Genomic DNA, 24,832 nt, shown 5'->3' on the forward strand with positions numbered 1-24,832 from the left:
CTCACACGGATTGGGCTATTGTGGCTGCATGGCCGCTGCTGCGTATATGCCCCAGGTGAAAGGATTCCCCGAAACATTGGCCGAACAGGTGCTGGACGATGCACTGGGCAACGCTGCAGCGGTTCCAGTATTGGCGATCAGCGGCCTGCAGGGGAGCGGCAAATCGACGCTGGCCGCGCAGGTGGTGGCGCGCGCCCAGTCGCGCGGCCTGAACGCCGCCACGCTGTCCATCGATGATGTCTACCTGACCCGCGCACAGCGGCAGCGTCTGGCCCGCCAAGTGCACCCGCTGCTGATCACCCGAGGCCCGCCGGGCACCCATGACCTGCCGTTGGCCCATGCAGTGCTGGACGCCGTGGCCACACGCCAGCCCTTCGCGATGCCTCGCTTCGACAAGCTGGCCGATGAACGCCTGCCCGAAGCGCACTGGCCGCAGCTGCAACGACCGCTTGACCTGCTGGTCTTCGAAGGCTGGTTCCTGGGCACCCCCGCGCAGGATGACGACGCGCTGGACAGCCCGTTGAACGCACTGGAGCGCGAAGCCGACGCCGATGGTCGCTGGCGGCGCTGGTGCAACCAGGCGCTGGCCCGCGACTACCCGGTGCTGTGGCAGCGCTGCGACCGCCTGTGGTTCCTGCAGCCGCCGGATTTCTCGGTGGTACCGCGCTGGCGCTGGCAGCAGGAGCAGAACCTGCAGGCCGCGCAGCCGGGCCGGCACGGCATGAGCCGGCCACAGCTGGAGCGCTTCGTGCAGTACTACGAGCGGGTCAGCCGCCAGGCGCTGCATGCCCTGCCCGCCCTGGCCGACCACGTGGTGGTGCTGGACGGCCAGCGACAGGTGCAGGACGTGCGCTGAGCGCGCCTATTCCACCAGGAAGGTCACCCGCAGGTTGACCCGCCATTCGGTTATTTCGCCGCTGCCATTGGTCACCACCTTGGTCTCGTTCACCCAGGCGCCCTGGATGCCCTTGACCGTCTCGGAGACCTTCTTCAGACCGCTGCGCACGGCGTCCTCCACGCTTTTCGGCGAGGAGGCGGTGATTTCGATGACCTTGGCGACCGTCATGGCCTGTACTCCGGCTGGCGCGGGAGACCCCGCAGGAACGCCTACCCTGACGTGAAGAACGTAAAGGCCAGGGCACGGAGGTGTTAGCATCACAGGGCATGAATCCTGCTCCGAACCTGATCCTGATCGGCCCGATGGGCGCCGGCAAAACCTGCATCGGCCGCCGCCTGGCCGAGCGCTTCACGCTGGACTTCGTCGATGTCGACCAGGCCATCGTCGATGCCGCCGGCGCCAGCATCCCGACCATTTTCGAGCACTCCGGCGAAGCCGGCTTCCGCAGCCATGAACGCGAGGCGCTTGCCCGCGTGCTGGAAGGTCGCGGCCAGCTGGTCTCCACCGGTGGCGGCGCGGTGCTGGAACCTGGCAACCGCGCGTTGATCGCCCAGCGCGGCTTCGTGGTCTACCTGCGGGTCAGCGTGACCGCGCAGCTGGAACGCCTGGCCCGCGACAAAGGCAGGCCGCTGCTGCAGCGCCCGGATCGTGAGCAGGTGCTGCACGATCTGGCCGCGCACCGCGACCCGCTGTACCGCGAACTGGCCGACATCACCCTTGATACCGACCCGTACACCGCTGCCGACGCAACCGCCCACCTGGTGGTCAAGCTGGCCACGCAATGGCAGCGCCAGGACCTGACCCCATGACTTCCCCCGCCCTGCTGCAGGTCGCCGTCGGCGGCGACCGCCCTTACTCCATCACCATCGGCGCCGGTGCGCAGGCCGACGGCACCGCGCTGGCCTCGCATGTGCGTGGCCGCCACGTGCTTTTGCTCAGCGACAGCGAAGTGGCCCCGCGCTATCTGGATGCCGTGAAGCAGACCCTTCTGACCGCACGCCCCGACCTGATCGTCGGCGAGCATGTGCTGGCCGCGGGCGAAGCCTCCAAGACGCTGGCTGAATTCGGCCGTGCGATCGAAGCGCTGGCCGCGCTTGGCGCCACCCGCGACGCCTGCGTGTTCGCCCTCGGCGGCGGCGTGGTCGGTGATCTCGCCGGCTTCGCCGCGGCCTGCTGGATGCGCGGCGTGGACTGCGTGCAGCTGCCGACCACCCTGTTGGCGATGGTCGATTCGTCGGTGGGCGGCAAGACTGCGGTCGACATCCCGGCCGGCAAGAACCTGGTCGGCGCGTTCCATCCGCCGCGCGCGGTGATCGCCGATACCCGTGTGCTGGCCACCCTGCCGCCGCGCGAGCTGCGTGCCGGCCTGGCCGAAGTGGTGAAGTACGGCGCGCTGGGTGATGCCGTGTTCTTCGAATGGCTGCAGCAGCATGCCGATGCGCTGCTGGCCGGCGACGATGCGGTACTGGCCGAAGCCATCGCGCGAAGCTGCCGGCACAAGGCCGCCATCGTCGAGCGTGATCCGTTCGAGAAGGGCGAGCGCGCCCTGCTCAACCTCGGCCATACCTTCGGCCATGCCATCGAGACCGAGCAGGGCTACTCGGCCCCGGGCCGCGATGCACTGAACCACGGCGAGGCGGTGGCGGTGGGCATGGTGCTGGCCGCGAAGCTGTCCACCGATCTGGGCCTGGCCGACGATGCCGATCGCGCACGCCTGCAGGCGCTGCTGGAACGGCTCGGCCTGCCGGTGTCGATCCCGGCCGGGCTGGACCCGCAGGCCCTGCTCGGCCGCATGCGGCTGGACAAGAAGAATGTGGCCGGCCGTCTGCGCCTGGTGCTGTGGCGCGGCATGGGCCGCGCCGAAGTGGTGCCGGACGTAGGTGAGGCGGCGGTGCTGAAGGTGCTGTCGGCCCGGTAGTGCCGGCCGCTGGCCGGCAACGTCAGCAACGAGGAAGCCCGCCAGCCGCCGGCACGACCGCGTTGCGGCCGGGGTCACCCTGGCCCCGCTACAATCGGCCCATGCACGTCTACCTGCAACATCCCGATGCCGGTGCGCAGGCACCGCGCTTCCTGCGCCTGAGCCTGCAGCCGGACCTGTTCGGCGGCTGGGAGCTGCTGCGCGAGAGCGGCCGCGTCGGCAACCGCTCGCAGCTGCGGCGCGAGCTGTTCCTGCAGGCTGACGAAGCCCGTCATGCCTTCGAGAAGGCCCGCGATGCCGAACTGCATCGCGGCTTCCAGATCCTCTCGCACGGCGACTGACGCCGCTGCCAACTTTCGTCCAAGGAATGCCCATCGTGACCAGCCCTCTCCGCAACGATCGCCTGCTGCGCGCCCTGCGCCGCGAACCGGTGGACTGCACCCCCGTCTGGCTGATGCGCCAGGCCGGCCGCTACCTGCCGGAGTACCGCGCAACCCGGGCCAAGGCCGGCAGCTTCCTGGCCATGGCCAAGAACCCGGAGATCGCCTGCGAAGTCACGCTGCAGCCGCTGCGCCGATTCCCGTTGGACGCAGCCATCCTGTTCTCGGACATCCTCACCATTCCCGATGCGATGGGCCTGGAGCTGTACTTCGTTGAAGGCGAAGGCCCGAAGTTCCGCCATCCGGTGCGTGACGAAGCGGCCATCGCCCGGCTGGCGGTACCGGACATGGAGCAGGACCTGGGCTATGTGATGGACGCAGTGCGCCTGATCCGTCGGGAGCTGGACGGCCAGGTACCGTTGATCGGCTTCTCCGGCAGCCCCTGGACACTGGCCTGCTACATGGTGGAAGGCGGCGGCAGCAAGGATTTCGCGCGCATCAAGGCAATGGCGCTGAACCATCCGCAGGCCCTGCACCGCCTGCTGGAGGTCACCACCGACGCGGTGATTGCGTACCTGGGCGCGCAGCGCGCGGCCGGTGCGCAGGCGCTGCAGGTGTTCGACACCTGGGGCGGCGTGCTGTCGCCGGCCATGTACCGCGAGTTCTCGCTGCGCTACCTGCAGCGCATCGCCGAGGGCCTGGAGCGCGGCGAAGGCAGCGAGCGCACGCCGCTGATCCTGTTCGGCAAGGGTACCGGCCTGCACCTGGAAGCGCTGTCGCAGACCGGCGCCGATGCACTGGGCCTGGACTGGACGCTGGACCTGGACGAGGCGATGCGCCGCACCGGTGGCCGCGTCGCGCTGCAGGGCAACCTCGACCCGACCACGCTGTACGCCTCGCCGGATGCGATCGCCGCAGCCGCAGCGCGGGTGCTCGACACCTACGCCGCCGGCAACGGCGGTTCGCGCGAGGGCCATGTGTTCAACCTCGGCCACGGCATGTCGCCGGACATGGACCCGGCCCACGTGCAGGTGCTGGTCGACGCGGTGCACGCGCACAGCCAGCGCTGAGCATTCGGCATACGGTTGCGGCGCGATGTTGATCGCGCCGTGACCCACAGTGCGCGATCATGGCATCCCCCACGCTGCACCGGCCGCACCCCATGTCCACATCGCCATCGACCTACAACCGCCAGCGCCCCCTGCTGTGGCTGGTGTCCTTGGCGATCTTCATGCAGATGCTGGACTCGACCATCGTCAACACGGCATTGCCGGCGATGGCGGCCAGCCTGGGCGAAAGCCCGCTGCAGATGCAGTCGGTGGTGTTCAGCTACGCGCTGGCGGTGGCCACCTTCATTCCCGCCTCGGGCTGGATCGCTGACCGCTACGGCACCCGTCGCACCTTCCTGGTGGCGATCATTCTGTTCACCCTCGGCTCGCTGGCCTGCGCGCTGGCCCAGCACCTGCACCAGCTGGTCGGTGCGCGCGTGCTGCAGGGCATCGGCGGCGCAATGCTGCTGCCGGTCGGCCGGCTGGCAGTGATGCGATCAGTGCCGCGCGAGGATTTCCTGCGCGCGATGAGCTTCATCGCCATCCCGGCCCTGGTCGGCCCGCTGATCGGCCCCACGCTGGGCGGCTGGCTGGTGGAGATCGCCTCGTGGCACTGGGTGTTCCTGATCAACCTGCCGATCGGCGTGATCGGATTCATCGCCGCGATGAAGATCATGCCCGACCACTACGCCAGCCATCGCACCCGTTTCGACCTGCGTGGCTACATCATGCTGGCCTTCGCGATGGTGGTGCTGTCACTGGCACTGGACGGCATCTCCGGACTGGGCACGCCACACGCGTTGGTGATGCTGATGACCGTTGCAGGGCTGGCGGCGCTGGTGGGTTACTGGCTGCACGCTGCCAATTCGACGGCGCCGTTGTTCTCGCTGGCGCTGTTCCGCGTACCCAGCTACCGCATCGGCATTCTCGGCAATCTTTTCTCGCGCATCGGCAGCAGCGCCATGCCGATGCTGATCCCGTTGCTGCTGCAGGTCGGCCTGGGCCTGGGCCCGATGAACGCCGGCCTGATGATGGTGCCGGTGGCAGCCGCCGGCATGGTCTCAAAGAAACTGGCGGTGAAGCTGGTGGAGCGCTACGGCTACCGCCGCGTGCTGATGGTCAACACCGTGCTGGTGGGCCTGGCGATGGCCAGCTTCATCCTGATGACACCCGGCCAGCACCTGGCCTGGCGCCTGTTGCAGCTTGCGTTCTTCGGCGCGGTCAATTCGCTGCAGTTCACCGTGATGAACACCGTGACCCTGCGCGATCTGGACCGTGAGTTCGCCAGTTCCGGCAACAGCCTGCTGTCGATGGTGATGATGCTCGCCGCCGGCTTTGGTGCTGCTGCGGCCGGCAGCCTGCTGGCCGCGTTCGGCAACCACCTGGACAGCAACAGCGCCACCGCCGCGCTGCATGCCACGTTCCTGTGCGTGGGCGCGATCACCCTGACCTCGACGATGATCTTCTGGCAGCTGCCCGATACCAAGCCGGAGCCACGGCAGGTCGAACACGTTGCGGAGTGAGGGTGCTTCGGCAGGGCCTGCGGCCCTGTACCCGCAGAAGCCGAAGCAACAGCAACAGCGAGCATTCCGTGGGTTGGCGGGGCGGTGTGGGCTTGCAGCACACGCCGTAAACCCATCCCTGGGGGCTCGATGGCGCCATCCATGGCGCCAACGGTCCTGCAAGCCCACACCGCCCCACCTCTGACAGGTTCACGCGGCTGTGGGTAACAGCGACTGTTGGAACGCGCGGTTGTTGGTAGGTGTCGACCTTGGTCGACACATCTGTCAGATCTCGAATTCCAGATTGGGGTCAGAGCCCGTTGCGCAGCAACGGGATCCGACCCTGTGCTCCGACAGATCGCGGAAAACTGTCGAAGGCGGGGTGGGTCCGGTTGCGGGAGTGTCCGCGGCATGGATGCCGCGGCCAAGCCCCCATGGATGGGTTCACGGCGTCTCCCGCAACCGGATCCACCCCGCCATCCCACAGGACGCCAGCTTTTGCTTCGGCTGTTGCTGTTGCTCCGGCTTGCAGCAGGTGCAGGGCTGCAAGCCCTGCAATAAACCCTACCTGCCCATCGCCCTGGCGATCGCTTCCACCAGCAGTTCACCGGTCACCGGCTTGCGCAGGAAACCACCGATGCCGGCCGCTTCCACCTGCTGCTGAAGGTCCGGATCGGTCCGTGCCGTCACGGCGAGCAGTGGCAGCATGTAGCCCTGGTTGCGCAGGTGCTGGGCCAGCTCGAAGCCGCTCAGGCCCGGCAGGTCCAGATCCAGCAGGCCGACGTCGAAATCCCCTGCGCTGATCTCGCGCAGTGCCGCCAGCGCATGGCCCGCATGCACCACTTCATGGCCGCGCGCACTCAACAGCCCGCGCACCACATCAGCCACGGTTGCATCATCCTCGACCAGCAGCACGCGCAATGGCGGCATGTTGGCCGCATCCTCGCGGTGCACTTCGCCCTCGGACTCTGCATTGGCATCGACCACCAGCGGCAACGGCAGGGTCACGCCAAAACACGTGCCGCGGCCGAGCTGGCTCTCCACCTGGATACGCCCCTGCATCGCCTGCGCCAGTTCGCGGCAGATCGCCAGGCCCAGGCCGCTGCCGCCGTACTGCGCCGCGGTGCGGGCGCCATCGGCCTGCTCGAAGCGGCGGAACAGGCGCTGCTGCTGTTCCTGGCTGATGCCCGGCCCGGTGTCGCGCACTTCGAAATGCAACGCGCGCAGCTCGCCGTCGCTGCGCGCATGCAGGGTGATGGTTCCGCGGCTGGTGAACTTGACCGCGTTGGAGAGCAGGTTGAGCAGGATCTGCCTTACCCGCATCGCATCGCCGGTCGCCTGCAGGCCCGGCGGCAACTGGTTGTCGAGGGTGAAGCGCAGGCCCTTCTGCGCTGCCAGCGGTCCCATCAGCGCGGCCAGGTCCTGCAGCAGGCAGCTCAGCGCGAACGGCTTGGACTGCAGTTCCAGCCGTCCGGATTCGATCCGTGCCAGGTCCAGTGCATCGTTGACCAGGTGAAGCAGGTGTTCGCCGGCGTGCCGGATCGACTGCGTGTAGCCGCGCTGCTGCGGGTCCAGCGGCGAGGCCAGCAGCAGTTCGCTCATGCCGAGCACACCGGTCATCGGCGTGCGGATTTCGTGGCCGAGATTGGCCAGGAAGCGGGTCTTGGCCGCCGAGGCCTGTTCGGCCAGTTCCTGTTTATGCAGTGCCAGCTGATAGGCATGGCGCCGCTGCAGGCGACGGCGATACAACCAGGCAAACCAACTGGTCAGCAGAAGCGCGATCGAGGCCAGCACCAGCAGCCCGGACAGGCTGCGCCACCACGGTGGCTGTACACGGAATTCCAGGCTCTGCACCCGCGACCAGACATGGTCGGCCGAGCGCGCCTGTACCTCCAGGCGGTAGCTGCCCGGCGGCAGGCGCGAAAACAGGCGCTCACCGGCCGGCCCCACTTCCACCCAATCGGGGTCGTAGCCGGCCAGGCGGTAGCGGTAGCTGTTGGAGGCCGAATCGGCGAATGACAACAGTCGCGCGACGATGCGCAGGTCACGGTCACCATCGGCAATCTGCAAGGGCGTGTCGTGGGTCAGGTCGAGTACCTGCTCGTTGCGGCGGACTTCGACCCGTTCGATCACCAACGGCGCCCGCCGCACCGACGGCCGCACCTGTTCCGGGTCGAACACCACCACGCCGGCCGGGGTACCGGCCACCAGATGGCCATCGCCGGACATCGTCAACGTGTGCTCGCGGAACTCCTGGCTGGGCAGGCCGTCGTGGACGCCGTACAGGCGCACGCTCTGGCCGTCGGCGCCAACCCGGACCAGGCCGCGCGCGCTGGTGGCCCAGGCCACCCCCTGTGCGTCGACCACCAGCCCGGAAGCGGAGATCGCCGGGTAACCCTGCTCCGCGCCGACCACGGCCTGCCGTTCAAGCCGCCCCTGGCTCCAGCGGTAGCGCGACAGGCAGCCATCCTCCGACAGCCAGACCTGGCCATCGCGGCCCACGTGCAACGCATGGATCGCGGTCGCCGGCGCGCCCGGCACCGGCTGGAAGCGCTCGCTTTCCGGCAGCCACTGCAGCAGGCCACGGCTACTGGCCAGCCAGATGTGGTCCTGCGGCCCGCATTCCACATCCAGGTTGAGCTGGCCCTGCTGCAGGCCGCGCTGGCCGTTTTCCAGCTGGCGGCGCAGGCGACCGTCGAGGTCACGCTGCTGCAGGCCTGCAGGCAACATCAACCATAGACTGTCGCCGTCACAGGTCATCATCGACTCGATGACCCCTTCCATGGTCGCGTCGGCCCCGGCATCACGGCCCCAGCGACGTAGCTCACGTCGCTTCGGGTCATAGCGCAGCAACGCATCGGTCGAGCCGATCCAGACCTGGCCACGGCGATCCTCGCGTACCGAGGACAGCCAGTACATGCCATTGACCCAGGTGCGGTGCTGCTCGATCTTGCCGGTCCTGGGATCGAACCGGTCCAGCGCGCCGTGGCTGCCGACCGTCCAGATGCCGCCATTGCTGGAAGGGCTGGTGCCGAGCACGAAGGCATTGCGCAGCGAACCGGTGTCGTCCTCCAATCGCGACAGCACCGAGAACTGCCACCAGCGCGGCAGCAGGTGCCACAGGCCGGCATTGGTACTGGCCAACCAGATGCCGCCTTCGCGGTCCTCGTAGGCGCCCGTCCAGTTCGGCCGCACCGGCCCGCGCGCAACGGCGCTGTACAGCGGAACGGTCTGGTACTGCCCATCCACGGCCCGACCAAGCCCGGTACGGGTATCCAACCAATGCCCGCCCTGTTCATCGCGCAGCATCATGCCGAGCACCTGCTCGCCCGGCGGCAGTTTCCAGGGCGGCGATTCAAAACGCCCGTCGGGGCGACGCACCGTGGCGCCGGCCATCGTGCTGATCCACAGGCTGCCATCGGGTTCGCTGGTCAACCCATTGATCAGCAGGCTGGGAATGACGTCGGTGCCGACCCGCTCGAAGTCGGTGCCGGTCCAGCGCGCCACGCCATGCTTGGTGCCGACCCACAGGCTGCCATCGGCCAGCGTAGCCAGGTACGGCACCGAGGCGGCAGGCAGGCTGCGGGGATTGTTGGCCTCGGGCAGGAAACGCTGCAGGCGGTCCTGGCTGTCCAGCCGGTACAGCCCACCTTCGTGGGTCCCGAACCAGATCGCACCGTCCGGCGTGGTCGCCAGGCTCCAGACCGTGTTGGTCCCCATCAACGGCTGGCTGCTGCGGTCGTAGAAATGCAGCTGGCGGCGGTCGGCCGACATCCGTACCAGGCCCGCGTTCTCGGTCCCGATCCAGAGCTGGTTGCGCGCATCGACCAGGACCGTCCAGATGCGGTTGTCGCGCAGGCCATCCTCAGAACGCCAGATCCGGTAGTTGCGCCCGTCGTAACGGGCCAGGCCGTCGTTGGTGGCGATCCACAGGTAGCCATAGCGGTCTTCGGCCATGCGGTTGACGGTATTGGACGGCAGGCCGTCGAATACCGTCACCTGGCGCGGGCTCGGTGGCACCGGCTGCGCGGCAGCGGGTGACAGGCCGCACAGGAGGATCAGCAGCAGCATTGCCGCCCGCAGATACACCACCGATTGCCTCCTCACGCTGCCTGATGATTCCCGCGCCGCGGGCGTCGGCATGGTAAACCGAAAGTCGCGCCGTTCACGCCCGGCGTCGACGTTTTCAAGGTGTGGTCTGTCGTTTGGCGCGAGCCTGGATGATCGCTGCCACCAGCATGTCGCCGGTCACCGGCTTGCGCAGGAAACCATCGAAACCGGCAGCGAGCACCTGCGATTCGGCATACGCATCGGAGCGGGCGGTCACCGCCACCAGTGGCAGTTCGTAGCCCAGGGTGCGCAGCTGGCGGGCGATCGCAGTGCCGTCCAGCGCAGGCAGGTCGAGATCGAGCAGGCCGACATCGAAGCCGTCGGTAGCGATCTCCGACAAAGCCCCCAGGCCATGCAGCACATGCACCACCTCATGGCCGCGGCTGCGCAGCAGGCCGGCGATGACCTCGGCCACGGTGGCATCGTCCTCCACCAGCAGGATGCGCAGTGGCGGCAGCATCGGCAGTGCCGGCGCTTCGCCCGTGGCGGCTGCCTGCCGGGTCCAGGGCAGCGGCAACCGCACCCGGAAACGCGCGCCCTTGCCTGGCTGGCTGTCCACTTCGATGCGCCCGCCCATCGCCACGGCCAGCTCCTGGCAGATCGCCAGGCCCAGCCCGCTTCCACCATAGCGCGAGGCCGTGCGCGGCCCCTCCGCCTGTTCGAATCGGTGGAACAGCCGCTCCTGCTGCTCGGCATTGATACCCGGACCACTGTCGTGCACTTCGAAGCAGAGACCGCCGCCGTTCTCTTCCAGGTGCACGGCCAGGCCGACATGACCGCGCTCGGTGAACTTGATGGCATTGCCCAGCAGGTTGAGCAGGATCTGCCGCACGCGCATCTCGTCGCCACTGACGCTGATCGGGCCGGGCGGATCGTCGCCACGCTGGAAATCCAGCTTGCGCTGTTTCGCCATGGGCTGCATCAGCGCCTGCACCTGGTCGAGCAGTCCGGCCAGGTCGAACGGACGCAGATCCAGCTCCAGTCGACCGGCTTCGATGCGCGCGAGGTCCAGCGCATCGTTGACCAACCGCAGCAGATGGCTGCCGGCCTGCTGGATGGAGCCGGCATAGCTACGCTGCACCGGGTCCAGCGGTGTGGCCAGCAGCAACTCGCTCATGCCAAGCACGCCGGTCATCGGCGTGCGCACTTCATGCCCCAGCGTGGCCAGGAACCGGCTCTTGGCCTGCGAGGCCTGTTCGGCCAGCTCCTGCTTGTGCACGGTCAGTTGCCATTGCTGGCGACGGCGCAGGCGCGCACGGATCGACCAGACCAGGACGAGCAGCAGCAGCGAACCGATCAGGATGTAGCCGAAGATCGCCATGCCGCTGCGCCACCAGGGTGGCAGCACCTTCACCTGCAGCTGCTGCGAAGGCGTCCATGCACCATTGGCGGTGGCCGCCTGCACTTCGATGACGTAGCTGCCGGTCGGCAGTCGCGACAGCGTGCGCTGGCCGTCGCCGCCCTGCTCCACCCAGTTCTGGTCATACCCGCGTACCCGGAAGCGGTAGCGGTTGCCCTGGGGATTGGCATACGACAACAACCGTGCATCGATCTGCAGGTCGCGATCATCCGGTCCCAGCAGCAGGGTGCCGGTGTTCGGCAGCGGCTGCCAGCCGCGTGCATCGTCGCGGCGCACGCGCACCTCGGCAATCACCAGCGACGACCCGGGCAGCACCACGTCGTCGGCATTCACGTCGAATGCAACCAGGCCGGTCTGGGCAACGGCCAGCACGCGACCATCGGCATTCACCGCTGGCGGCCGGCTGGTGAACTCGGCATCGGACAGGCCATCGCGTTCATTGAACAACTGCAGGCGCCGGACTTTCGGGTCCCAGCGCAGCAGGCCGCGCGGCGTGGTCGCCCACACCCGGCCATTGTCGGCCAATGCCAGGCCGCCCATGCTGACCGGCGGCACACCGGCGCTTCCATCAATGCGCTGGATCAGGCGCAGGCTCATGCCATCCCACTGGTAGCGCTCCAGCGCGCCCTGGCGGGCCAGCCACAACTGCTGCGGATCTACCCACACCAGGTCGTAGATCAGCCCGCGCGAGACCCCCGGCACCGCTTCGAAGCGACCGGCCTGCTCACGCCAGATGCCCATGTCGCCCATCACCCACGCCTTGCCATGGGCATCGAAGCGGATCTGCTCGATGGGTGAGTCGGCCGCCTTGCGGAAATCGTCGAGAGGATAGCTGCGCAGCACCCGGCCCTCCGCACTGCGCTGCTGCAGGCCCAGGTTCATCACCGAAAGCCAGACCGTGCCATCGGGTGCCTGCCGCATCAGGTCGATGCGCTGGCGCAGATCGGCGCCTCCACCGATGTGCCAGTCGTGCAGCGCGCGGGTGGCCGGGTCATACACGCTGATGCGGCCGGCACGCCCCAGCCACAGGCGCCCGTCCGACCGCGGCAGTACCGACCACACCGCACCGCTGCCGATCTCGCGGTCGCTGGCCAGCAGGCGCAACGTGCCGTGCGCGTCCAGCTGATACACGCCGTGCGCCGAACCCACGTAGTAGTTCTGGCCATCACTGGCCGCGCCCAGCAGGTACTGGCTGTCCAGCGGCTTGCCATCGAGCTGGTTCCAGATCGAGAAGCGGCGCCAGTCCGGCGGGAGGTAGGCCAGTCCCTGGGTCAGCAGGGCGACCCACAATCCGCCTTCATGGTCCTGCAGCAGATCGAGCACACCGCTCTGTGCAGTGAGGAAACCACTGCCGCGGTCGCCGTCGAGCCGCCATAGCGCACTTGCGTCGCCACGCAGCAGGCCATCGGACGTGCCCGCCCAGTAGCCGCCCTGGCGATCGGCCAGCACCAGCGCCGAGCGCAGGCCGGCGCTGTCGCTCCAGCGCGGACGACTGACCCGGTCCTGCGCATCGATGCGGTACAGGCCATCGTTCTGGCTGCCGACCCAGATCGAGCCATCCGGATCGCGGCTCATCCGCAGCACGCTCAATGCGCCCAGCGCGTGCGGTGCCACGGGCTCGAAGTCACGGCCATTCCAGCGTGCGACGCCGGCCTCGGTACCGATCCACAGGCGCCCCCGCGCATCGACCAGGCTGCTGTAGATGGTGTTGCTGGGCAGGCCGTCGGCACGGGCCGGGTCGTGCTTGAAGAAGCGCAGGCTGCCGTCCTCCCCGAACCGGCAGATACCCTGGCTGCTGGTGCCGATCCACAACGCATCCCCGGCGTAGGCCAGCGTCCAGAACTGGCCCAGGCACGGACCATTGACCGCATCGAAGGTCTTGAACCGCTCGCGGTCGGCATCCAGGCGGGCCACGCCCTTGCCATTGATGCCCACCCACACACGGTCCAGCGGATCGACCAGCAGGGTCTCGATCTCGTTGCCGGGCAACGAACCGGGCTGTTCCGGGTCATGTTCCCAGACCCGCAGCGAGCTGCCGTCGTAGCGCACCAGACCGCCATCGGTTGCGGCCCAGACATGGCCCTGGCGGTCCTCGGCCAGCGCCAGCACCATGCGCGAAGGCATGCCTTCGGCGGCACCGAAGCGCCGCAGGCGTGGTGTTTCTGCCATGTCCAGGGCTGCAGCCGCCGTGGCAGACGCCAACAGCAGCAGCCCCGTTGCCGCGATGCCCAGGCACCACAGGCGCCAGCTGCTCGTCATCCTGAACCCCCTGTCCTGTCCCGATTGTCACACAGGGCCGGGGTCATGGCTGCAACAGCCTGTTGCCGGGGCAGGACCACCACGAACTGTTGCAGCCATGCACGCATCCTTGGCAGGGGCCTGTGCGTATGATCACAGCGTCCCCCTTCCGGAGCCCGCCATCGATGCGTCCCTGCCTGGCCCTGCTGCCGATGCTGCTCGCCACCGCTCCCGCCTGGGCGGATGCAGATACCTATCGCCTCGATCCGGTGCACACGCGTGTGCTGTTCAGCATCGACCACGCGGGCTACTCGCAGGCGATGGGCACGGTCTCCGGCAGTGAGGGCCGGCTGCAGTTCGATCCCGACAACTGGCGCGAAGCCACGTTGGACGTCGAAGTCCCCGTGTCGCGATTGGACCTTGGTGACGCCAAATGGAACCAGGCCACGCTGGCCCGCAGCCTTCTGGATGGCGAGCGTTTCCCGAAGGCACATTTCGTCTCCAGCCGGGTCGAACCGATCGATGCCAAGCGCGCCCGCGTGATCGGCACCCTGACCCTGCGCGGGGTCAGCCAGGAGATCACGCTGGACGTGACCCTCAACGCCGTCAAGCGCTACCCCCTCCCCCCGTTCCGACGCACCGCCGGTTTTTCCGCCAGCACCACGCTGAGCCGGCGCGCGTTCGGCATCACCGCCTGGCCGGGCGTCATCGGTGATGCAGTACAGCTGAGGATCGAGGCTGAAGCCACCCTCGACCGCAGCGACGCCCCGGGAACTCCCGCTCCCGTTCCACACTCCGACCCCAAGACGGCCCCCTAGAGGACCCTTCATGACCGCCAAGAACACCCCCGCCGCCTGGGGGAGTGTCAGCCAGATCCTGCATTGGTTGATCGCATTGCTGATCCTCGCCCTGGGCGTGGTCGGCCTGACCATGGGCGAACTGCCCAAGACCCCCAAGTATTTCTGGGTCTATACCGCGCACAAGTCGATCGGCATCACCGTGCTGGCGCTCGTGCTCTTCCGCCTCGGCTGGCGCCTGTATGCCGGTGCCCCCAAGCCGGTGCCGGGCGTGCCCAGCTGGCAGGAACGCATCGCCAGTGCCACCCATGTGCTGCTCTACGTGCTGATGTTCGCCATCCCGCTGTCGGGCTGGCTGTACGACTCGGCCAGCGGCCTGCGCCCGTTCCGCTGGTTCGGCCTGGTCGACGTGCCCAAGCTGAGCGGTCCCGATCCGCAGGTGGTCGCGGTATCGCATGCCATCCACGAGTACGGCTTCTGGCTTTTGATCGCGGTGGTGCTGGCCCATGCCGGCGCTGCCTTCTACCACCACCTGTTCCAGCGCGATGCGACCTTGTCCCGCATGTTGCCGCGCGGCTGGCTTGCCTCCCCTCAGAAGGACTGACCGATGAACCTGAAACTGACCACTCCGGCCGCCGTGGCCGCCGCCCTGGCCGGCATGCTGGCCACCACCCCGGTGTTCGCCGCCGACTACGCACAGGCGCCCGGCGCCGGCTCGATCCTGGTGTTCGCCACCAAGTACGACGGCGAAGTGTTTACCGGCAGCTTCCCGGGCTTTGCCACCAAGCTCAGCTTCGACCCGGCCAATCCTGCCGCCGGTTCGCTGGACGTGGTGATCCCGCTGGCCGGCGCCAAGAGCGGCAACAGCGACCGTGACTCGACCCTGCAGACCGCCGACTTCTTCAATGTTGGCAAGTTCGCCACCGCACGCTACACCGCCAAGGGCTTCCGCGCGGTGGGCAATGACCAGTTCGCCGCCGATGGCACACTGGAACTGCGAGGCGTCAGCAAGCCGGTCACCCTCACCTTCACCTGGAAGCCGGGCACCCAGCCGGTGCTGACCGGCAAGGCCACGGTCAAGCGCCTGGACTTCGGCGTCGGCGGCGGCGACTGGGCCGACACCAAGACCATCCCGGACGAAACCGCGATCAGCACGATCGTGAAGTTCGACGCGAAATAAACCGCGCCTGGTAGTGCCGGCCGCTGGCCGGCATCACCGGGCATCGCGGGGTTGCCGGCCAACGGCCGGCACTACCGAACGTCGGCCAGCCAGGCCTGGACCGTGGCGGCGTCGAACGGCCAGTCCAGCTCACGACCACCGGTCTCGTCGCGCAGCACCGGCACCCGCGCGCCGTAGCGCGCTTCCAGCGCAGGCTGGTCATCCAGGAACACCGATTCGAACTCCGGTGCCCGCGCCTTGGCCAGCTCGGCCAGGGCCATGTCGCACAGGTGGCAGTCATCGCGCTGGAACAGGGTCAACACCGGTTTTGCTCCCTCTGCCGAAATGCTGCGCCGCAGCCATGGAAGTTCGGCATGAACCGCTAGAATAGCGGTCTCCTCCGGTACCCGCAGTACGGCAACCATGGCTGTCAGCACGTTCGACGTTTTCAAGATCGGCATTGGCCCGAGCTCCTCGCACACCGTCGGGCCGATGAAGGCCGCCGAGCGATTCATCCATCGCTGGCTGCTCGACCCGGGTCGCCTGAACGAAGTCGCGCGCATCCGCGCCGATGTCTATGGCTCGCTGGCGCTGACCGGCCGCGGCCATGGCACCGACAAGGCGATCCTGCTGGGCCTGGAAGGCCAGCGGCCGAACCTGATCGACCCGGACATCATCCCGGCCACCCTGGAGCGTATCCGCAGCAGCAAGCGCATCCAGCTGATGGGCCAGCACGAGATCGCCTTCGACGAGAAGCGCGACCTCGGCATGAACAAGCGCCAGAAGCTGCCGTACCACACCAACGGCATGCGCTTCACCGCGTACAACGCCGAGGATGAAGTAATCGCCACCCGCGATTACTACTCGGTCGGTGGCGGCTTCGTGGTCAACCAGGATGATGCGGCCGATGACCGCATCGTGCCCGACGAGACCCCGCTGCCCTACCCGTTCAAGAGCGGCGACGAGCTGCTGGCGCAGACCGCGCGCAGCGGCCTGAGCATTGCCCAGCTGATGTTCGAGAACGAGAAGTGCTGGCGCAGCGAAGACGAGATCCGCGCCAATCTGCGCGAGATCTGGAGTGCGATGCAGTCGTGCGTGGCGCGCGGCATCCGCGAGGAAGGCGTGCTGCCGGGTGGCCTGAAGGTGGGCCGTCGTGCGCCGGCGCTGTACCGCGAGCTGTCGTCGAAGCCGGAAGCAGCGATGCGCGATCCGCTGACCACGCTGGACTGGGTCAATCTCTATGCGCTGGCGGTGAACGAAGAAAACGCCGCCGGTGGTCGTGTGGTGACGGCGCCGACCAACGGCGCTGCCGGCGTGCTGCCGGCGGTGCTGCATTACTTCGACCGTTTCTGCCCCGGCGCCAACGAACAGCGCGTATTCGACTTCCTGCTGACCTCGGCAGCGATCGGCATCCTGTACAAGGAAAACGCCTCGATCTCCGGCGCCGAAGTGGGCTGCCAGGGCGAAGTGGGCGTGGCCTGCTCGATGGCGGCCGGTGGCCTGGTCGCGGCGCTGGGTGGCAACCCGAGCCAGATCGAGAATGCCGCGGAAATCGGCATGGAACACAACCTCGGCCTGACCTGTGACCCGATCGGCGGGCTGGTGCAGATCCCCTGCATCGAACGCAATGCGATGGGCGCGGTGAAGGCGATCAACGCCTCACGCATGGCGATGCGTGGCGACGGCAAGCACAAGGTGTCGCTGGACAAGGTGATCAAGACCATGCGCGATACCGGCCGTGACATGCAGGACAAGTACAAGGAAACCAGCCGTGGCGGCCTGGCGGTGAACGTCATCGAGTGTTGAGGCCGACCGGTCCCGGCGCGATGGCGCCGAGCCACAGGTAGAGTCGACCGTTGGTCGACTATCGCGCGCAGCGCGGGATTTTCGCTCGTTGTGGGGAAGGTAGTCGACTAACAGTCGACTCTACCCAGTCGACTCTACCTCGTCGCCCTTGCCCGGTCGGACGACACCGTCACTGCGTTCCGGCTAGGCTCGGGGCTCCCCTATCCAGGACCGCCCCATGCGCGTGATCGCTGCCGCCCTGCTTGCCTGCCTTCCACTGCCTGCGCTGGCCGCGCCCACTTACGGGCCGCGGCTGGAGGGTTTCGACTACGGCTATCCGGTGAAGACCTTCGCGCTGGAATCGCAGCGGCAGCCGCTGGAAATGGCCTACCTCGACATCGCGCCGAAGAAGGCACCCATCGGCGTGGTGGTGCTGCTGCACGGCAAGAACTTCTGTGCCGCCACCTGGAAGGAATCGATCAAGCCACTGGTTGCCGCCGGCTATCGGGTGATCGCCCCGGACCAGGTGGGCTTCTGCAAATCCAGCAAGCCCGAGCGTTACCAGTATTCGTTCGCGCAGTTGGCCGCCAACACCCATGCCCTGCTGCAACAGCTGCAACTGGGTGATGTCCCGGTGCACCTGGTCGGTCATTCGATGGGCGGCATGCTGGCGGTGCGCTACGCGCTGATGTTCCCGCAGGACCTGCGCAGCCTGTCACTGGTCAACCCGATCGGGCTGGAAGACTGGAAGGCGCTGGGTGTTCCCTGGCGCAGCGTGGACGCGTGGTACGCCGGCGAGATGAACATCAGCTATGACAGCATCCGCCGCTACCAGCTGGATGTGTACTACGACGGCAAATGGAAGCCGGCATATGAACCGTGGGCGCGGATGCAGTCGGGCATGTACGAAGGCCAGGGCAAGCAGGCCGTTGCATGGAGCCAGGCGCTGGCCTCGGACATGGTGTTCAACCAGCCGGTGGTCTACGAACTCAAGAATGTTCAGGTGCCGACCACGCTGTTCATTGGCCAGAAGGACCGCACCGCGATCGGTCGCGACCTGGCGCCACCAGCGGTGAAGGCGACGCTGGGCAACTATCCGGTGCTCGGGAAGGCGGCAGCCGCGGCGATTCCCGGCGCGACGCTGATCGAGTTCGCCGAACTGGGCCATTCGCCACAGGTGCAGGACCCGAAGCAGTTCAACGCGGCGTTGCTGAAGGCATTGAAGGCGCATTGAACGGCAGCCCTCCCCTGTAGAGTCGAGCCATGCTCGGCTTATCCAGCAAGAGGGATCTGGCCAGTAGCAGCCGAGCATGGGCTCGGCTCTACAGAAGCAATGCGATCAGCCGACGATCCGCAACACGTCATCCAGCAGCGCGGCGGCGGTGACTTCCGCGCCCGCGCCCGGGCCCTGGATCAACAACGGCTGGCGGTGATAGCGATCGCTGTGGATGGCCACGCGGTTGTCGGTGCCCGCGCCCTGCGCCAACGGGTGATCGGCAGGCAACTCACGCAGGCCCACCTGCGCACCCTCGCCATCGACACGGCCAACGAAACGCAGCACGCGGCCATTGTCATGCGCCTGCTGCCAGCGCGCCTGCAACGGCGCATCCAGCTGCTCGAGCGCCGCCACCGCATCCTCCAGCGGCAGCGCTGCCAGCGCTTCAGGCACCAGTGAATCCACCTCTACCTGCGACGCATCCAGCGCCAACCCGCTGCTGCGGGCCAGGATCAGCAGCTTGCGACGCACGTCTTCACCGGAAAGGTCCAGGCGCGGATCGGGCTCGGTGTAGCCGGCAGCCAGCGCCTCGCGCACCGCCGCCGAGAACGGCGACTGGCCGTCATAACGATGGAACAGCCACGCCAGCGAACCGGACAGCACGCCTTCGATGGCATGGATGTGATCGCCACCGGCCACCAGTGCACGCAGGCTGCTCAACAGCGGCAGGCCCGCGCCCACCGTCGCGCTGTCGCCATAGCGTGCGCCACTGTCGGCACAGCTTTCCGCAATGGCCTGCGCGCGGGCCAGCTGCGCACCACGCCCCAGCTTGTTGGCGGTCACCACATGCACGCCCCGCGCCAGCCACTGCACGTGGCGCGCGGCCACGTCTTCGCTGGCGGTGGCGTCGACCACCACGTCGCCACGCTCTAGTCCTTCGGCACTCGCCCACGGTGGCGAACTCTGGCCATCGCGCGGTGCACGCCGTGCCAGTTCCAGCGGCAAGGCCAGGTCACGATCGATCTCCAGCGCAGTGCGTGAATTGGCCAGCCACTGCACGCTGGGCAGTTCCAGCCCACGCGCCCGCAATGCCTGGTAACGCTGTACGAAGGCCGAGCCGACCGTGCCGGTGCCCAGCAGCGCCAGGCGTCCAACGCCCAGAGCAGGAATTTCTGCGGCGAGCGCGCTCATGCATCCACCACCTGTTTGCGGCGCGCAGCCGCATCAATCACCGCTTCGGCACGCTGCAGCGCGGCGCCGAGATCGGCCAACAGGTCACGCTCGGCCTCGATGCCAACCGACAGGCGCAGCAGGCCTTCGCTGATGCCGGCCGCGGCACGCGCTTCGGCGGTCATCGCCGCATGGGTCATGGTGGCGGGATGCGCGATCAGGCTTTCGACGCCGCCCAGCGATTCGGCCAGGGTGAAACAGCGCAGGCCATCGACGAGCGCGCGCACCGCCGCGTGCGGATCATCACCCGCGCAGTGCGCCAGTTCGAACGACAGCATCGCGCCGAAGCCACTCTGCTGGCGAGCAGCGATGGAGTGGCCCGGGTGATCGGCCAGACCCGGATAATAGACGCGGCCGACCGCCGGATGCTGGTCCAGCAGCGCAACGATCGACGTGGTGTTCTCCTGATGCACGCGCAGGCGCGCATCCAGCGTGCGCAGGCCACGCAGGGTCAGGAAGGCATCAAACGGCGAACCCGTCAGGCCCAGCGCGTTGCCCCACCACACCAGCTGCTCATGCAGTGCCGGATCGCGCGCGACGACCGCACCACCCACCACGTCGCTGTGGCCGTTGATGTACTTGGTGGTGGAATGCAGCACCAGATCCGCACCGAACGACAGTGGTTGCTGCAGGGCCGGCGACAGGAAGGTGTTGTCGACCACAACCAGAGCACCTGCCTTGTGCGCGGCATCGATGACGAAGCGCAGGTCGGTGATGCGCAGCAGCGGATTGGACGGCGTTTCCACCAGCACCAGCTTCGGCTGGGTGGCCAGCGACTGCGACAGCGCGCGCGGATCGGTCAGGTCGGCGGTGACCAGCTCGAAATGGCCCTTCTTCGCCAGCGCATTGAACAGCCGCCAGCTGCCACCGTACGCGTCGTGCGGCACGACCAGGGTATCGCCCGGCTGAAGCAGCGCGTTCAGCACCAGGTTGATCGCGCCCATGCCGGTGGCGGTGATCACGCCGCCCGCACCGCCTTCCAGCTCGGCCAGCGCTTCACCCAACAGGTCGCGGGTCGGGTTGCCACTGCGCGTGTAGTCGTACTGGCGCTTGTTGCCGAAGCCTTCAAAGCTGAAGTTCGACGACAGCACGATCGGCGGCGTGACCGCGCCATGCGCGGTGTCCCGATCGATGCCGGCACGGACGGCGGCAGTGGTGCGGCTACAGGACGGCTCGTTGGCGTGCAGGCTCATGCGGACTCTCCAGAGGTGCGGAAGGCGGTGGCGAGGATCGCGTCGATGCGATCGGTTTCTTTGAGGAAGGCGTCGTGGCCATAGGGCGAGCGCAGCACGCGCAGGCTTCCGCGCGGCCCCAGCCCCTCGACCAGGCCGACCAGGTCGGCCAGCGGCACCAGGCGGTCACCCTCCACCGCGACCACCACGGTCGGCGGCAGGATGGCGGCGGGGTCCACGCGGTGCAGGTCGATCGATTCGGACAGGCGCAGGTAGGCGGTCACCGGCGTGCGCGCGACGTACTGCGCGCCGGCGGCGTCCAGATAGTCCTCGGCGGCGACCCGCACGCGGCCGTTGATCACTTCCGGCGCGGCGTCGAAGCGCTCGCCGAACTCTTCCGGGGTGCGGTAGCTGAGCATGGCGAACTGCCGGGCCAGCGCCAGGCCGTGGTCTTCGCCGCACTGCAGTTGGCCGAGGGCGACGGCGCGGCGCTGCAGTGCGCGCCAGGCCGCGGCATACGGGTGCGGACGATGCGCGCCGCTGGCCAGCACCAGCTGGCGCACCCGGGCTCGATGACGGATCGCGAACTGCTGGCCGACCAGCGCGCCATACGAGTAGCCGACGAAGGCCTTCAGCGTGCGGATACCCAGATGATCCAGCAGCAGTGCCAGCGCATCGGCCTGGTCAGCGGTATCGATCGGCACGTCCAACGCACCGTCGGCCCCGATGAAGTCGAACGCCAGTACGCGCAACTGCTGCGGATCCAGCGTGCGACCACTGCCGACCAGGTCTTCGGCCCAGCCCTTCTCGCTGAACTGTGCGTTGGACGCCACATGGCGATGGGCGGAGATGCCGCCGGCCAGCACCACCACCGGCGCATTGGCCGGGCCGACCCACTCATAGCGCAGGCGCACCGGGCTGGGGCCAGCGTGACGCATCGACAGCACCGCGGCGAACTCACCGCGCTCGGCATGCACGCGGTCTTCGACCGGCACGCTGACGGGGACAAAGGGTTCGGGGCGAACGGCGGTACTGGCAGCGAAGCTCATGGCGGGATCCGGTTGGGGAATCGGCCATCGAGCCTTCGCGGGGCTCGCGTTCGAGATGCACGTGCGGTGCATGGATCGAACCATCTTTCGGTGGACGCCACGGTCCCCGCAGGATTTGGCACCTACGCGAACGCTTTCGCATCCGCGGGCTGCCCCGGCTTCAAAGGGCCTGTCCCTCTGCCGGTCTCGATGGTGAGGCCACGATGCCAGCGCTTCCGGGCGCTGTCAATCCCTTCATGCGGATAAAGCGATGAATATTTTCGCAACAGGTATGCGAGAGGCGTCGCGGTCGCTCCGTTCAGGATCGGGTACAGTCCGGACGGTCCGTTTTCCTGAATCCGCTGATGCCACGCCTGCCCTTGACCTGCCTGCTCCTGCCGCTGCTGGCCAGCGCCTCTGCCGGCGCCAGCGACTGGCGCCAGGGCTGGGGGATGCTGCCGAAGGCGCCTGCCCCCGCCAGCGCGGAGGCGAAGGCCCCCCTTCCGATGGCCCAGCTGCGCCTGCAGTCGATCGGCGAACAGTGGCAGGCCCGGATCGACAACACCCTGGCCGGGCCGTTGCAGATCGAACTGCGCGCCGCCCCTGGGCACCCGGTCGACGGCTTGCCGGTGCAGTCACTGATACAGGGCGACAGCAGCCTGGTCGTCGGCCACCTCCCCGCGCCGGTCAACGGCCCGATGCTGGACCTGCGCCTGCAGTCGGTACCAGGCAACCCCGCCGCACAGGCCGAGGATGTGGCCTACCGCCTGCCCTTCGATGATGCACGCCCGCGCGTGGACCAGGCGCCGCAGGGCCGGTTCAGCCACGACGACGAGGAAAACCGCGACGCGGTCGACTTCGCACTGCCGGAGGGCACACTGGTGCTGGCCGCGCGCGAGGGCACGGTGATGCAGATCCAGGATGGCTTCCGAGGCAACGGCCAGGACCGCGAACGTGATGGTGCCCGCGCCAACTTCATCCGCGTGCTGCACAGCGACGGCAGCATGGCCCTGTACGGCCACCTGCAGGCCGGCGGCATGCGCGTGCGTCGCGGCCAGGCGGTGGGCGCCGGGCAGCCGATCGGCCTGTCCGGCAACAGCGGCTTCAGCAGCGCACCGCACCTGCACTTCGTGGTGCAGGTCAACCGCGGCATGGGCCTGCGTTCGGTGCCGGCACGCATCTTCGCCGAGCAGGGCCAGCTGCAGTTCGCCCGCCAGGGCGAGGCCGAGGGCGGCATCGGGCGCTGAACGGCCCCGGCCGGTATAATCGGGCGCTTATCTCTTTGAAAAGCGCCCCGGGCGGGCGCCACTGCCATGTCCGAAGTCGCCAACGAAGCGTCGCGTCGCCGCACCTTCGCCATCATTTCCCATCCTGACGCCGGCAAGACCACGCTGACCGAAAAGCTGCTGCTGTTCGGAGGCGCGATCCAGATGGCCGGTTCGGTCAAGGGCCGCAAGGCCGCCCGCCACGCCACCTCCGACTGGATGGCATTGGAAAAGGAACGCGGCATCTCCGTCACCTCTTCGGTGATGCAGTTCCCGTACGAAGACAAGATCGTCAACCTGCTCGACACCCCCGGCCACGCCGACTTCGGCGAGGACACCTACCGCGTGCTGACTGCGGTGGACTCGGCGCTGATGGTGATCGACGTGGCCAAGGGCGTGGAAGAGCGCACCATCAAGCTGATGGAAGTGTGCCGCCTGCGCGATACCCCGATCATGACCTTCATCAACAAGCTCGACCGCGAGGGCAAGGACCCGATCGAGCTGCTGGATGAAGTGGAAACCGTGCTGGGCATCCAGTGCGCCCCGGTCACCTGGCCGATCGGCATGGGCCAGCGCCTGAAGGGCGTGGTGCATCTGCTCACCGGCGAAGTGCACCTGTACGAACCGGGCCGCAACTTCACCCGCCAGGACTCGACCATCTTCCCGTCCATCGATGCCCCCGGCCTGGCCGAGAAGATCGGTGCACAGATGCTGGCCGACCTGCGCGACGAACTGGAACTGGTGCAGGGCGCCAGCCACCCGTTCGACCTGGAGGCCTACCGCGCCGGCAAGCAGACCCCGGTGTTCTTCGGCTCGGGCGTGAACAACTTCGGCGTGCAGCCGCTGCTGGACTTCTTCGTCGAGCATGCGCCGTCGCCGCAGGCACGCTCCACCACCGGCCGCGAGATTGCCCCGGAAGAGAACAAGCTGACCGGCTTCGTGTTCAAGATCCAGGCCAACATGGACCCGCAGCACCGTGACCGCGTGGCGTTCATGCGCGTCTGCTCGGGCCGTTTCAGCGCCGGCATGAAGACCTTCCACGTGCGCACCGGCAAGGAAATGAAGCTGGCCAACGCGCTGACCTTCATGGCCAGCGATCGTGAAATCGCCGCCGAAGCGTGGCCGGGCGATGTGATCGGCATCCACAACCACGGCACCATTTCCATCGGCGATACCTTCACCGAAGGCGAAGCGGTCACCTTCACCGGTATTCCGAACTTCGCCCCGGAGCTGTTCCGTCGCGCACGCCTGCGTGATCCGCTCAAGCTCAAGCAGCTGCAGAAGGGCCTGGCCCAGCTGTCCGAGGAAGGTGCGACCCAGTTCTTCCGCCCGCTGACCAGCAACGACCTGATCCTGGGTGCGGTCGGTGTGCTGCAGTTCGACGTGGCCGCGTACCGCCTGAAGGACGAGTACGGCGTGGAAGCCACCTTCGAGCCGGTCAGCGTGACTACTGCGCGTTGGGTCCACTGCAGCAACGAAAAGAAGCTGGAAGAGTTCCGCGAGAAGAACGCACTGAACCTGGCACTGGATGCGGCCGGCCACCTGGTCTACCTGGCACCGACCCGGGTCAACCTTCAGCTGGCGCAGGAACGCTCGCCGGACGTGCGCTTCTCGGCCACCCGCGAAGCGGCGCATACGGTTTCGGCGGGCTGATGCCACGCGGTCGGATCCCTTTCCGCAGGAAAGGGCTCTGACTCCTGCAGTGCCGGGCGTTCATCCACGCAT

20 protein-coding genes and 1 riboswitch are annotated in these 24,832 nt (G+C 67.7%); of the genes, 13 read left to right on the forward strand and 7 right to left on the reverse strand.

The window, feature by feature from the left end:
• Positions 1–28 precede the first annotated feature (28 nt).
• Positions 29–856 carry a kinase gene (locus tag AC5P8Y_RS02725; protein WP_049431680.1) on the forward strand — a complete coding sequence of 276 codons (828 nt, stop codon included), beginning with the start codon at positions 29–31 and terminating at the stop codon, positions 854–856.
• 6 nt (positions 857–862) lie between these two features.
• Here AC5P8Y_RS02725 and AC5P8Y_RS02730 read toward each other — a convergent pair whose 3' ends face one another.
• Positions 863–1,066 (reverse strand): dodecin family protein, encoded by a 204-nt coding sequence (locus tag AC5P8Y_RS02730; protein ID WP_005410663.1) that lies wholly within the window; start codon positions 1,064–1,066, stop codon positions 863–865.
• A 98-nt stretch (positions 1,067–1,164) separates the two neighbouring features.
• Between AC5P8Y_RS02730 and AC5P8Y_RS02735 the strand changes: the two genes are divergently transcribed.
• From AC5P8Y_RS02735 to mdtD, 5 genes are all read left to right on the forward strand, one after another.
• Positions 1,165–1,707 carry a shikimate kinase gene (locus tag AC5P8Y_RS02735; protein ID WP_049431684.1) on the forward strand — a complete coding sequence of 181 codons (543 nt, stop codon included), beginning with the start codon at positions 1,165–1,167 and terminating at the stop codon, positions 1,705–1,707.
• Complete coding sequence (gene aroB / locus AC5P8Y_RS02740) at positions 1,704–2,816, forward strand: 3-dehydroquinate synthase (RefSeq protein WP_049431686.1); 1,113 nt, start codon at positions 1,704–1,706, stop codon at positions 2,814–2,816. Before AC5P8Y_RS02735 ends, aroB begins: the two co-directional genes overlap by 4 nt.
• A 101-nt stretch (positions 2,817–2,917) precedes the next feature.
• Positions 2,918–3,157, forward strand: coding sequence for a WGR domain-containing protein (locus AC5P8Y_RS02745; protein WP_005410666.1), 240 nt, complete (start codon positions 2,918–2,920; stop codon positions 3,155–3,157).
• Positions 3,158–3,183: 26 nt separating this feature from the next.
• Complete coding sequence (gene hemE, locus AC5P8Y_RS02750; protein WP_012481016.1) at positions 3,184–4,266, forward strand: uroporphyrinogen decarboxylase; 1,083 nt, start codon at positions 3,184–3,186, stop codon at positions 4,264–4,266.
• A 92-nt stretch (positions 4,267–4,358) separates the two neighbouring features.
• Positions 4,359–5,768, forward strand: coding sequence for a multidrug transporter subunit MdtD (gene mdtD / locus AC5P8Y_RS02755; RefSeq protein WP_010482759.1), 1,410 nt, complete (start codon positions 4,359–4,361; stop codon positions 5,766–5,768).
• A 543-nt stretch (positions 5,769–6,311) separates the two neighbouring features.
• On the opposite strand, the gene AC5P8Y_RS02760 is transcribed toward mdtD, so the two are convergent.
• Together AC5P8Y_RS02760 and AC5P8Y_RS02765 are read right to left on the reverse strand one after the other, a co-directional pair.
• Entirely contained in the window at positions 6,312–9,839 is a 3,528-nt protein-coding gene (locus AC5P8Y_RS02760; RefSeq protein ID WP_495201835.1) for a hybrid sensor histidine kinase/response regulator, read from the reverse strand.
• A 94-nt stretch (positions 9,840–9,933) separates the two neighbouring features.
• Positions 9,934–13,476 (reverse strand): sensor histidine kinase, encoded by a 3,543-nt coding sequence (locus AC5P8Y_RS02765; RefSeq protein WP_033835393.1) that lies wholly within the window; start codon positions 13,474–13,476, stop codon positions 9,934–9,936.
• Positions 13,477–13,640: 164 nt separating this feature from the next.
• On the opposite strand from AC5P8Y_RS02765, the gene AC5P8Y_RS02770 reads away from it, so the two are divergent.
• From AC5P8Y_RS02770 to AC5P8Y_RS02780, 3 genes are read left to right on the forward strand one after another with little or no spacing between them, the layout of a single operon-like run.
• Complete coding sequence (locus AC5P8Y_RS02770) at positions 13,641–14,273, forward strand: YceI family protein (RefSeq protein WP_005414146.1); 633 nt, start codon at positions 13,641–13,643, stop codon at positions 14,271–14,273.
• 10 nt (positions 14,274–14,283) lie between these two features.
• The gene (locus tag AC5P8Y_RS02775; RefSeq protein WP_005410672.1) at positions 14,284–14,856 is read left to right on the forward strand and encodes a cytochrome b; all 573 of its coding nucleotides are present in this window, start codon (positions 14,284–14,286) and stop codon (positions 14,854–14,856) included.
• A 3-nt stretch (positions 14,857–14,859) separates the two neighbouring features.
• Positions 14,860–15,432, forward strand: coding sequence for a YceI family protein (locus tag AC5P8Y_RS02780; protein ID WP_005414145.1), 573 nt, complete (start codon positions 14,860–14,862; stop codon positions 15,430–15,432).
• A 71-nt stretch (positions 15,433–15,503) separates the two neighbouring features.
• Here the strand turns inward: AC5P8Y_RS02780 and AC5P8Y_RS02785 are convergent, their stop codons facing one another.
• Complete coding sequence (locus AC5P8Y_RS02785) at positions 15,504–15,734, reverse strand: glutaredoxin family protein (RefSeq protein WP_032966073.1); 231 nt, start codon at positions 15,732–15,734, stop codon at positions 15,504–15,506.
• A 100-nt stretch (positions 15,735–15,834) separates the two neighbouring features.
• Between AC5P8Y_RS02785 and AC5P8Y_RS02790 the strand changes: the two genes are divergently transcribed.
• Both AC5P8Y_RS02790 and AC5P8Y_RS02795 read left to right on the forward strand, forming a co-directional pair.
• On the forward strand, positions 15,835–17,217 hold the full coding sequence (locus AC5P8Y_RS02790) for an L-serine ammonia-lyase (RefSeq protein ID WP_005410675.1): 1,383 nt from the start codon (positions 15,835–15,837) through the stop codon (positions 17,215–17,217).
• A 217-nt stretch (positions 17,218–17,434) separates the two neighbouring features.
• A complete protein-coding gene (locus AC5P8Y_RS02795) occupies positions 17,435–18,430 on the forward strand; it encodes an alpha/beta fold hydrolase (protein ID WP_049404533.1) in 996 nt (331 codons plus the stop codon).
• A 105-nt stretch (positions 18,431–18,535) separates the two neighbouring features.
• Here the strand turns inward: AC5P8Y_RS02795 and AC5P8Y_RS02800 are convergent, their stop codons facing one another.
• The 3 genes from AC5P8Y_RS02800 to metX are packed head-to-tail and all read right to left on the reverse strand — an operon-like array spanning position 18,536 to position 21,863.
• Positions 18,536–19,603: a homoserine dehydrogenase family protein gene (locus tag AC5P8Y_RS02800; protein ID WP_049404532.1), complete on the reverse strand. Its 1,068-nt coding sequence runs from the start codon at positions 19,601–19,603 to the stop codon at positions 18,536–18,538.
• A complete protein-coding gene (locus tag AC5P8Y_RS02805) occupies positions 19,600–20,835 on the reverse strand; it encodes an O-succinylhomoserine (thiol)-lyase (protein WP_049404531.1) in 1,236 nt (411 codons plus the stop codon). The genes AC5P8Y_RS02800 and AC5P8Y_RS02805 overlap by 4 nt, the downstream gene beginning before the upstream one ends.
• Complete coding sequence (gene metX, locus AC5P8Y_RS02810; protein WP_005410679.1) at positions 20,832–21,863, reverse strand: homoserine O-succinyltransferase MetX; 1,032 nt, start codon at positions 21,861–21,863, stop codon at positions 20,832–20,834. The genes AC5P8Y_RS02805 and metX overlap by 4 nt, the downstream gene beginning before the upstream one ends.
• Positions 21,864–21,940: 77 nt before the next feature.
• Positions 21,941–22,059: riboswitch (SAM riboswitch) on the reverse strand.
• 148 nt (positions 22,060–22,207) lie between these two features.
• Here metX and AC5P8Y_RS02815 point away from each other — a divergent pair.
• On the forward strand, positions 22,208–23,089 hold the full coding sequence (locus tag AC5P8Y_RS02815) for a M23 family metallopeptidase (protein WP_033834028.1): 882 nt from the start codon (positions 22,208–22,210) through the stop codon (positions 23,087–23,089).
• Between the two features lie 66 nt (positions 23,090–23,155).
• A complete protein-coding gene (locus AC5P8Y_RS02820) occupies positions 23,156–24,760 on the forward strand; it encodes a peptide chain release factor 3 (protein WP_049404528.1) in 1,605 nt (534 codons plus the stop codon).
• The last annotated feature ends 72 nt before the right edge of the window (positions 24,761–24,832 follow it).

The sequence above is a fragment of the Stenotrophomonas sp. YJH_SMC_12-1 genome (assembly GCF_059370935.1).

Bases quoted from the DNA above. Each gene is read 5' to 3' on its own strand.
- AC5P8Y_RS02730 (WP_005410663.1), bottom strand. From the start codon at position 1,066: ATGACGGTCGCCAAGGTCATCGAAATCACCGCCTCCTCGCCGAAAAGC.
- AC5P8Y_RS02805 (WP_049404531.1), bottom strand. From the start codon at position 20,835: ATGAGCCTGCACGCCAACGAGCCGTCCTGTAGCCGCACCACTGCCGCC.
- AC5P8Y_RS02790 (WP_005410675.1), top strand. From the start codon at position 15,835: ATGGCTGTCAGCACGTTCGACGTTTTCAAGATCGGCATTGGCCCGAGC.
- AC5P8Y_RS02775 (WP_005410672.1), top strand. From the start codon at position 14,284: ATGACCGCCAAGAACACCCCCGCCGCCTGGGGGAGTGTCAGCCAGATC.
- AC5P8Y_RS02820 (WP_049404528.1), top strand. From the start codon at position 23,156: ATGTCCGAAGTCGCCAACGAAGCGTCGCGTCGCCGCACCTTCGCCATC.
- AC5P8Y_RS02795 (WP_049404533.1), top strand. From the start codon at position 17,435: ATGCGCGTGATCGCTGCCGCCCTGCTTGCCTGCCTTCCACTGCCTGCG.
- AC5P8Y_RS02815 (WP_033834028.1), top strand. From the start codon at position 22,208: ATGCCACGCCTGCCCTTGACCTGCCTGCTCCTGCCGCTGCTGGCCAGC.
- AC5P8Y_RS02735 (WP_049431684.1), top strand. From the start codon at position 1,165: ATGAATCCTGCTCCGAACCTGATCCTGATCGGCCCGATGGGCGCCGGC.
- mdtD (WP_010482759.1), top strand. From the start codon at position 4,359: ATGTCCACATCGCCATCGACCTACAACCGCCAGCGCCCCCTGCTGTGG.
- hemE (WP_012481016.1), top strand. From the start codon at position 3,184: ATGCCCATCGTGACCAGCCCTCTCCGCAACGATCGCCTGCTGCGCGCC.
- AC5P8Y_RS02745 (WP_005410666.1), top strand. From the start codon at position 2,918: ATGCACGTCTACCTGCAACATCCCGATGCCGGTGCGCAGGCACCGCGC.
- aroB (WP_049431686.1), top strand. From the start codon at position 1,704: ATGACTTCCCCCGCCCTGCTGCAGGTCGCCGTCGGCGGCGACCGCCCT.
- AC5P8Y_RS02725 (WP_049431680.1), top strand. From the start codon at position 29: ATGGCCGCTGCTGCGTATATGCCCCAGGTGAAAGGATTCCCCGAAACA.
- AC5P8Y_RS02800 (WP_049404532.1), bottom strand. From the start codon at position 19,603: ATGAGCGCGCTCGCCGCAGAAATTCCTGCTCTGGGCGTTGGACGCCTG.
- AC5P8Y_RS02770 (WP_005414146.1), top strand. From the start codon at position 13,641: ATGCGTCCCTGCCTGGCCCTGCTGCCGATGCTGCTCGCCACCGCTCCC.
- AC5P8Y_RS02765 (WP_033835393.1), bottom strand. From the start codon at position 13,476: ATGACGAGCAGCTGGCGCCTGTGGTGCCTGGGCATCGCGGCAACGGGG.
- AC5P8Y_RS02780 (WP_005414145.1), top strand. From the start codon at position 14,860: ATGAACCTGAAACTGACCACTCCGGCCGCCGTGGCCGCCGCCCTGGCC.
- metX (WP_005410679.1), bottom strand. From the start codon at position 21,863: ATGAGCTTCGCTGCCAGTACCGCCGTTCGCCCCGAACCCTTTGTCCCC.